The organism is Parcubacteria group bacterium CG10_big_fil_rev_8_21_14_0_10_36_14, from assembly GCA_002772895.1.
Lineage (GTDB): Bacteria > Patescibacteriota > Patescibacteriia.
Window position 1 is genome coordinate 21553 of the sequence record PFCS01000025.1, and the last position, 9668, is coordinate 31220.

6 protein-coding genes are annotated in these 9668 nt (G+C 36.6%); 3 read left to right on the plus strand and 3 right to left on the minus strand.

Annotated elements, in window-relative coordinates:
* Window positions 1–360 precede the first annotated feature (360 nt).
* A complete protein-coding gene (locus COU51_01655; GenBank protein PIR66872.1) occupies window positions 361–600 on the minus strand; it encodes a hypothetical protein in 240 nt (79 codons plus the stop codon).
* A 279-nt stretch (window positions 601–879) separates the two neighbouring features.
* Between COU51_01655 and rpoB the strand changes: the two genes are divergently transcribed.
* Together rpoB and rpoC are read left to right on the plus strand one after the other, a co-directional pair.
* On the plus strand, window positions 880–4221 hold the full coding sequence (rpoB, locus tag COU51_01660) for a DNA-directed RNA polymerase subunit beta (GenBank protein PIR66873.1): 3342 nt from the start codon (window positions 880–882) through the stop codon (window positions 4219–4221).
* Between the two features lie 29 nt (window positions 4222–4250).
* Window positions 4251–8162 carry a DNA-directed RNA polymerase subunit beta' gene (gene rpoC, locus COU51_01665; protein ID PIR66874.1) on the plus strand — a complete coding sequence of 1304 codons (3912 nt, stop codon included), beginning with the start codon at window positions 4251–4253 and terminating at the stop codon, window positions 8160–8162.
* Window positions 8163–8191: 29 nt separating this feature from the next.
* On the opposite strand, the gene COU51_01670 is transcribed toward rpoC, so the two are convergent.
* Complete coding sequence (locus COU51_01670; protein PIR66875.1) at window positions 8192–8437, minus strand: hypothetical protein; 246 nt, start codon at window positions 8435–8437, stop codon at window positions 8192–8194.
* A complete protein-coding gene (locus COU51_01675; protein PIR66876.1) occupies window positions 8425–8709 on the minus strand; it encodes a hypothetical protein in 285 nt (94 codons plus the stop codon). Before COU51_01675 ends, COU51_01670 begins: the two co-directional genes overlap by 13 nt.
* 131 nt (window positions 8710–8840) lie before the next feature.
* On the opposite strand from COU51_01675, the gene COU51_01680 reads away from it, so the two are divergent.
* Window positions 8841–9557 (plus strand): YebC/PmpR family DNA-binding transcriptional regulator, encoded by a 717-nt coding sequence (locus COU51_01680; protein PIR66877.1) that lies wholly within the window; start codon window positions 8841–8843, stop codon window positions 9555–9557.
* Window positions 9558–9668 lie beyond the last annotated feature (111 nt).

Below are 9668 nucleotides of genomic sequence, written 5' to 3' on the forward strand. Positions count from 1 at the left end.
CCAAGTAGAGTGAGTACGGAGGCATTATCCCTCTTTATTTTTGAAAAAACAAAGAGAGTGGGTGAGATAGATATAAAGATCTTATGCCCAAGAGTTCCCCCAACTTTTGGATATGCCAGTTATTTACACAAAACTGGAGGAGGATATGTACAAGCTATCAATTGACGCCTGTACAAGAAAGTCCAGCCGGAATATCCTAGCCAGAAGCCGGGAATACCCATTTGAAAATCCCACAGAATCTCACCCATGCTTATTAAATGAGATTCCTCCTTCCTCCAAATTTGCAAAAATAAACTGAATTTCACGATAAAAATAACTTAATGAAGTATCGTAACATAAAAATAAAATTTTGTCAAGCCCTCAACTCATAACTTCATAAGTTTTAGTACATAAATCGCAAGTCATATCTATAATTTTTAGTATTTTTTGGTATTTTTTTATAAACCTGTGGATAATTGTGGAAAAATAATTCCTCAAACTTTTATTAAATTCTTTTTTTGCTAATTTTAGCATTTTTTTATCTATTGACAAGTTTTCTATTTTATGGTATTCTTTTAATTGAATATAGTTCACTCTTTTAAATAAAAAAATCCCGTGCACTATACATTTTCTCTCAATTAAGCCTAATTTTTTTTAAAAAACCTCTCTTGTGGATAAAGAGAGGACATTTTTTTGCACGCTCCGTAAAACAGACTAAAGTTTTGGGGCAAACAGCAGGCAGTTGATGAAAATATATTAATTTCGTAAGAAAATAATTAGATTATCTTGCGGAGCGCGGTTAAAAATAAAAAACTCAAAAACAAACCTTTTTAATCTGAAATTGAGGGCAAAGTATGAAAAGAAAATGGTTTTGTTGCAAGGGTTTTAAGCCCAACTCTTATGCAATTCAAACGTATTCCTGTCAAAAACAAGACCAGAAAATATTTTGGCAAGGCCTATGATGCCATTCCTCAGTTTGACTTAATAGAAATACAAAAGACCTCTTATAAGTGGTTTTTGGAAAAGGGAGTTAAAGATCTTTTTAGAGAAATATCTCCAATCCGTGACTTTATCGGGCGCGATTTGGAGCTTTATTTTGATGAATATTATATAGACGAGCCAAAGTTTGATGAAAAGACCGCGATGGCAAAAAATGTTAATTATGAAGCGCCATTAAGAGTCAAGGTCCGTCTTATGAATAGAAGAACGGAAAAAACAGCTGAACAAGAAATTTATTTAGGCGAAATACCTTTGATGACCGATAGAGGAACTTTTATCGTTAACGGCATTGAGCGTGTTGTTGTCTCCCAGCTTATTAGAAGCGCGGGAGCTTTTTTTACTTCAGAATTTGTTCGTGGAAGACGGCACTATGGAGCAAAAATTATTCCAAACCGTGGAGCATGGTTAGAATTTGAAACTGATGCTAATAATGTAATTTGGGTAAAGATAGATAGAAAAAGAAAGGTTGCCGTTACAACTCTTTTGCGTGTTTTCGGCCTTTCAGAAGAAGAGGAAATAAAAAAAGCTTTTGCAGATGTAGACACTCATCCATTAATCAATTTTATAGATTCTACTCTTCTTAAAGATTTGACTAAAAATCAGAATGATGGATATAGAGAAGTATATAAAAGGATTAGACCTGGTGATTTGGCGACCGTAGAAAATGCCAAATCATTAATTGATGCAATGTTTTTTAATTTTGACAGATATGATTTGGGAGAAGTTGGAAGATACAAGTTTAATTTACGTTTTGGTTATGAAACAGATAAAGAAGATATAGCAAAAGAAGAAAACAGAATACTTTCTCAAAACGATCTTATAAATATTGTTAAAGAAATCATTCGTTTGAATATTACTCAAGATGACCCTGATGATATTGATCATCTGGGAAATCGCAGAGTCCGTGCTGTTGGCGAGTTGGTACAAAACAGATTCCGTGTCGGACTTGCCAGAATGGAACGCATTGTCAAAGATAGAATGTCAACATCAGACATTGAAGCATTAGTTCCGGGGCGTCTTGTTAATGCGCGTCCGGTTATTAGCGCGGTTAGAGAATTTTTTATGTCTTCCCAGCTTTCCCAGTTTATGGATCAGACAAATCCTCTTTCAGAGTTGGAACATAAACGTAGATTGTCTGTCATGGGTCCGGGAGGATTGTCGCGCGAACGTGCTGGTTTTGAAGTTCGCGATGTGCATCAGACTCATTATGGAAGAATTTGTCCTATTGCAACTCCAGAAGGTCCGAACATCGGTTTAGTCGGACACTTGGCAAGCTATGCCAGAATAAATGAATATGGATTTTTAGAAACACCTTATAGAAAAATTGATAAATCTGGCGATAAGCCTCGTGTTACAAATGAAATTATATATTTAAACGCTTTTGCTGAGGAAAAAACAATTACCACTCCGGCAACAACTCCAATTGATGAAAATGGATACTTTTTAGTTGAAAAAACAGAGGTTCGCCGTCATGGAGAACCTGATATTGTCGATGTTAATGAAATTGATTATATGGATGTTTCAAGTCGTCAGATTGTTTCTATCTCAACATCGCTTATACCATTTTTAGAACATGATGATGGTAACCGTGCTCTTATGGGAACAAACATGCAACGTCAGGCAGTTCCTATTATCAATCCAGAATCTCCGATAGTTGGAACAGGTGTAGAAGCAAAGGCCGCACAAGATTCAGGTCATGTTATATTAGCGGAAGACGCTGGAACGATTGTTAATGCAGATGGTTCAAGAATTCAAATTTTAGAAGATAAGGGTAATTTAAAAACCTATACTCTCAACAAATTTACTCGTTCAAATCATTCTACTTGCATGAACCAAAAGTTAGTTATAGAAAAAGGACAAAAAGTTAAGAAGGGTGATATTTTGGCGGATGGTCCATCAACCGACAAGGGTGAATTGGCGCTCGGACAAAATGTCTTAGTTTCGTTTTTAGCTTGGGATGGTTATAACTATGAAGATGCGATTATTTTATCGGATCGTATAGTTCAAGGTGATAAATTTACTTCTATCCATATCGAAAATCACACAATCGATGTTCGTGATACTAAGCTTGGTCCGGAAATTATAACAAATGATATCCCAAATGTTTCCGAAGAACTTTTAAAAAATCTTGACGAAGAAGGAATTATCAGAATTGGCGCAGAGGTTTCTTCGGGCGATATCTTAGTTGGAAAAATTACTCCAAAAGGAGAGACAGAGCTTTCTGCTGAAGAAAAACTTTTACGTGCTATTTTTGGAGAAAAAGCACGTGATGTCCGTGATACATCTTTGTCTCTTGAACATGGCGAACACGGAAAAGTTGTTGATATAAAAATCTTTTCACGTGAGGCAGGCGATAAGCTTCCCCCGGGAGTTATAAAATCAATTCAGGTTGCTGTTGCAGACCTTAGAAAAATACAAGTCGGAGATAAGATGTCCGGAAGACATGGAAATAAAGGAGTTGTCTCCAGAGTTGTTTCGGTTGAAGATATGCCTTATTTGGAAGATGGAACTCCGATTGACATAATCCTTTCTCCACTTGGAGTTGTTTCTCGTATGAACATCGGACAGATTTTGGAAACTCATATGGGATTGGCGGCAAACGTTTTAGGATACAAACTTGCAACACCAAATTTTGACGGTATTGAAGAACCGCAGATTGCAGATGCATTGGAAGAAGCCGGCTTTCCTCGAGATGGAAAAGTCCAGCTTTATGATGGAAGAACTGGCGAATCTTTTGATCAGAAGTCAACAGTCGGTTATAAATATTTCTTAAAGTTAAACCACTTAGTTGAAGATAAAATTCATCAACGATCAATTGGTCCATACTCATTAATTACCCAGCAACCACTTGGTGGAAAGGCTCAGTTTGGTGGACAGAGATTTGGAGAAATGGAAGTGTGGGCATTGGAAGCATATGGCGCAGCTCATACTTTGCAAGAAATATTAACTATCAAATCAGATGATGTACCTGGAAGAAGCAAGGCATATGAATCTATCATCAAGGGAGAACCTATAAGAAAACTAAATATTCCAGAATCATTCCACGTTCTTTTACGTGAGTTAAAAGGACTCTGTTTGGATGTTGATTTGATTGATAGTGAAGAAGAAGTTGAAGAACCAAGAATGGAGGAACAAAAGCCGAAAGAAGTAATAATAGAACACAAAGAAATAGATGAAGAAAGCGATGAAAAAAAAGATGCTAATACAGAGCAAGATAAAAGTATTAATGAAAATGAAAAATAATATTTCTTTCAATAAATAAAACAAAAATTATGTCAGAGATCAAAAAGCAAACTACAAGAATCCGCGACTTTCAGGCAATCAAGCTAAAACTTGCTTCGCCTGAAGTAATTAGATCGTGGTCATATGGAGAAGTCACTAAACCAGAGACTATTAATTATAGAACTCAAAAGCCGGAAAAAGGCGGACTTTTTGCAGAAGAGATATTTGGTCCGTCAAAAGACTGGGAGTGTTATTGCGGAAAGTATAAAAAAATTCGCTACAAAGGAATTGTCTGCGATAAATGCGGAGTTGAAGTTACTGTCGCTCTTGTAAGACGTGAGCGAATGGGACACATTGAACTCGCTTCCCCGGTTTCTCATATTTGGTTTTTGCGTGGAGTCCCATCAAAGATAAGTTTAATTTTGGATGTAAGCGTGCAAAATCTGGAAAGAGTGATTTATTTTGCCAGTTTTATAGTAACGAGTGTTGATAATGCCCTGAAGCAAGCAACAATAGAACAGGTTAAAGAAGAATTTAAGCAAAAAAAACGTCAGCTTGAAAATACTTATAAAAAAGAAATGGAAAGCATTGCTAAAGAAGCGGAAGGGGATGCAGGAAAACAAAAAGGATTGGCTGGCAATTTGGGAAAAATGCAAGAAGCGCTTGATTCCAAGGTGAATGATTTGGAACAGGACTTTAATTTAACCATTGCGGAAATAAAGAGCATTACTCCTTTGGCAATTTTGTCTGAAGCGGAATACCATGAGCTTTCATTACGTTATGGACATATCTTTTCTGCCGGAATAGGAGCAGAGTCAATTTATAATCTTTTGAAAAAAGTAAACGTTGAAGAAGAGGTTAAAAAAATTAATGAGGACTTGCTCACCATCCAAGGCGGAAAAAGAGTTAGAGCTATGCGCAGAGTTAAACTTTTACGTTCTTTATTTCTAAATGAAATTAAGCCGGAATGGATGGTTCTTACGGTAGTTCCAATAATTCCTCCTGATTTACGTCCGATGGTTGCATTGGACGGTGGTCGTTTCGCAACTTCAGATTTAAATGATTTATATAGACGCGTTATAAATAGAAACAATCGTTTAAAAAGACTTTATGATCTTAATGCTCCGGAAGTTATCAGTAGAAATGAAAAAAGAATGTTGCAGGAAGCAGTAGATGCTTTGATAGACAACAGTGCAAGACATACAAAAACAGTTGTTGCGGCTACCGGAAAGAAACGCCAATTAAAATCTTTGGCAGATATTTTAAAAGGAAAACAAGGACGTTTTCGTCAGAACTTACTCGGTAAGAGAATTGATTATTCTGGACGTAGCGTAATCGTTGTCGGCCCAAATTTACTTTTGCATCAATGTGGTCTTCCAAAGCGTATGGCATTAGAACTTTTTAGACCATTTATTATCAGCCAACTTATAGCACGTGAAATTGTTCATAATATTAGAAGCGCTAATCGGTTTATTGCTACTAGCGACGCTGTAGTTTGGGATATTTTGGAAGAAGTAACAAAAGAAGCACTGGTACTTTTAAATCGTGCTCCAACCTTGCATCGCTTAGGTATTCAGGCTTTTCAACCGGTTTTGATTGAAGGAAAAGCTATTCAACTTCATCCTTTGGTTTGCACGGCTTTTAATGCTGACTTTGATGGTGACCAGATGGCGGTTCATGTGCCTTTGACAGAAGAAGCAAAAAAAGAAGCTCGTGAGCTTATGCTTGCTTCACATAATCTTTTAAAGCCAGCAACAGGCGACCCTATCGCTAAGCCGGAAAAAGATATTGCTTGGGGTTGTTATTACATGAGTTTAATGATGGAAGACGATGATACGCCAAAAGCTTTTAGTAGCGCAAACGAAGCAAAACTAGCTTACCATCTTAGAAAATTAAGTCCGCGTAAAAAAATAAAAGTAAGAATGAAGTTTGGGAAAAAAGAAGAAATTATAGAAACAACTGTCGGCAGAATTTTGATCAATGAAGTTTTTGAAGGAAAGATGCCGTTTGTAAATGAAGTTATGGATAAAAAGAAGCTCGATGCAATTGTTAAATATTATTTAGAAAATTTTGGAATTCCGGAAACAGCAATATTTTTGGATAAAATAAAAGTTTTCGGATTTTATTATATTACAAAATCCGGATACTCTTGGGGTATGAACGATTTGCCTGAGGTTAAGGGCAAAGGCGTTTTAATTGAGGAAGGCGACAGACAGACAGAAGAAATAAAATCTCAATTTGATGAAGGACTTTTAACTCAAAACGAAAAACATAGCAAAATTATTGAGCTTTGGACAAAAATAAAAGACGATATCAGTACGATGTCAAAAAAATCATTAGATCCTAACGGACCGGTGGCCAGTATGATTAATGCAGGCGCCAGAGGTTCTTGGGGGCAACTAACTCAGATGATGGGTATGAAAGGTTTGTTAGCCAATCCTTCAGGAGAGATTATGGAGCTTCCGGTTAAAAAAAGTTTTAAAGAAGGATTATCGGTTTTGGAATACTTTATTTCTACTCATGGTTCTAGAAAAGGTTTGGCAGATACTGCCCTTCGTACGGCAAATGCCGGATATCTTACCCGTCGTTTGGTTGATGTTGCCCAAGACGTAGTTATTCACCAAGAAGACTGTGGAGACACAGAAGGGGCTATGCTTTCCAGAGAACAAGGTGAGATAATTGGCGAGCCACTTGCAAAGCGTGCTTATGGTAGAGTTTTATTGTCTGATATGAAAAATCCAAAAACCGGAAAGGTTATATTAAAAGCAGGTGAAACAATTGACGAAGAAGGCGCCAGACAAATAGAAAAACTTGAAATTGATAATCTTCATGTTAGAAGTGTTTTGCATTGTCATTTACGAAGGGGTATCTGTGCTAAATGTTATGGCAACGATCTAGCTTATAGCAGACCGGCTAAACTTGGAGCAGCAGTTGGAATTATTGCAGCTCAATCAATCGGAGAACCTGGCACTCAGCTTACTATGAGAACCTTTCATACTGGTGGTGCTGCTGTTGGAAAGGACATCACCCAAGGTTTGCCACGCGTTGAAGAGCTGTTTGAGGCTCGTCCTCCAAAACAGCGTGCTTTTATTGCAGAAGTAAGCGGTCAGGCCAGTGTTGATATGGCGCCAAAAGAAACGATTTCGCCAGAAGGAAAAGTTATAAATAGCGTAAAAGCCGGACAAAAATCAGTGAAGATACATTATCTTGATGATGAGTCATATTCCTATAAGTTTACAAAGAATGATGAAATAAAAGTTGAAGACGGCGCAAGCATTGGTGAAGGCGATCTTTTAATCCTAAAGTCAAGTGGTGATGAGATAAGATCTAAAACAGAAGGCAATATCAGCTTTGACGGCTCAAAACTCGTCATAACCCGCAAAGTTGACAAGGCAATAGAATATGTTATTCCTTCCAATTACCAATTAATAGTAAAAGATGGAGAGTTTGTGGAAGCCGGAGACGCTCTCACTGATGGACACTTAGATTTACAATCTCTTTATAAATATAAAGGCAAAGAAGCTGTAGGACAGTATTTATTGAAGGAAGTAAAACACATATATTTCTCACAAGGACAAAAATTAAATGATAAGCACATAGAAATTATTATTCGTCAGATGTTCTCACGCGTTTTAATTGTTGATGCCGGAGATACAAACTTATTGCCAGGTGAAGTTGTGGAGATGGCTGAACTTTTGGATGAAAATGAAAGAGTTAAAAAGGAAAAAGGCAAAGAATCAACCTATGAGAATTTATTTTTGGGAATTACTAGGATTTCTCTTTCTACACAGAGCTTTTTATCAGCAGCGTCTTTCCAAGAAACAGCACGCGTTTTAATCAATGCAGCGGTTACAGGAAAGGTTGATCCGCTAAACGGACTGAAAGAAAATGTAATTATCGGACGTTTAATTCCTGCAGGAACCGGATTTGGTAAGGGTTCTGCAAAGCAAGCAAGAGATTAATTTTTTATATGATATTAAAAAGGCCCTGGCTATATGCCGAGGCTTTTTGGTTTATGAGATTTGACTGCCATATAAAAATGGCAGAATGCTTTCACGAAAAATATCAGCGCAAATCCTCTCATAAAGATACTAAGAGGGGAAACCCATTTTGGAGCAGTTTCGTCTAAGGATAATAAAAAAAGTAAAAAAGCTAGAATTGTGAATTTTCCAAAGACGGCGATGGTCTTGTTGCATTTATCAATTTTTATTTGAGTTTCTTCTTTTATAGCTTCCATCTGGCTACTTTATTTCCATAATAAATGGCCTTGAAGCAAAAGAAACCGGAGACAAGAAGTCCAAGTATTCCTGTAATCATAAAAGATACATAAACCGCTTTTAGATGAAACAGCTTTAGTCCTAAAAAAATCAGCAATGTTCCGCCGATAAGGCAAATTATTGATCTTATTGAGCTAAGCTTTTGTTTTTCATAATAGCTATTAAGTTCTTTTACTTTCTGAATCAATAGTAAAGTCTTTTCAGGGTCAATATTGTTTTGCAAAGAACTCATCGGGTATCCTCCTCAATGTTTAATTTAGCAGAAAAATACATTTATGTCAATACTTGAAAGAAGTCGGGGGATAAGTTAAAGTATAAGTATAACTCCATAATTCATAATTCTCTATTCATAATTAATATCTTATGTCAGGTCACTCCAAATGGGCAACTACCAAGCGAAAAAAAGGGATAATTGATTCAAAGCGCGGTAAAATTTTTACCAAACTTGCCAGAGATATTACTGTGGCAGCGCGAGGTGGCGCTGACCCAAATTTTAATTTTCAACTACGTCTAGCGATTGATAGGGCAAAGACATCAAATATGCCAAAAGATAATATTGAGCGTGCTATTGTTCGCGGAGCAGGCGAAGGAGAGGGCGGACAATTAAAGGAATTAATTTATGAGGCAGTTGTGTCTGGCAATATTGCCCTGATTATTACAGCGCTTTCTGATAATCCAAATAGAACGGCGAATGATATAAAACATATACTTTCGAAAAATGGAGCTAACTTGTCATCTGGCGCGGCAATGTGGCAATTCGAAAAACTTGGAGTCCTGCGAACGCAGATAGAAGACAACAGGTCAAAAATAAAAGATAAAGAATTAGAATTGATAGAAGCGGGAGCAGAAGACATAAAGGAAGATGACGATGAGTTTATTATTTATACTAAAGTACAAAATTTACAAAAGCTTAAAGAAGCAATTGAAAAAGATGGTGTGAAAATAGATGATGCAGGTATTGAATATGTTGCTAAAGAACCGATAGAAATTGACGACGCAACTAGTGAAAGGCTGGAGAAGCTGGTAGATGCAATTGAAGATAATGATGATGTTTCGGAAATATTTACCAATGTAAAATAATTTTTCAATTTTTAAAAATTATGATTATTCTAGGTATTGATCCTGGATTTGCAACAATCGGTTATGGCTTTCTAAGGAAAGAAGGAGGGCAACTCCACGTTTTGGAATATG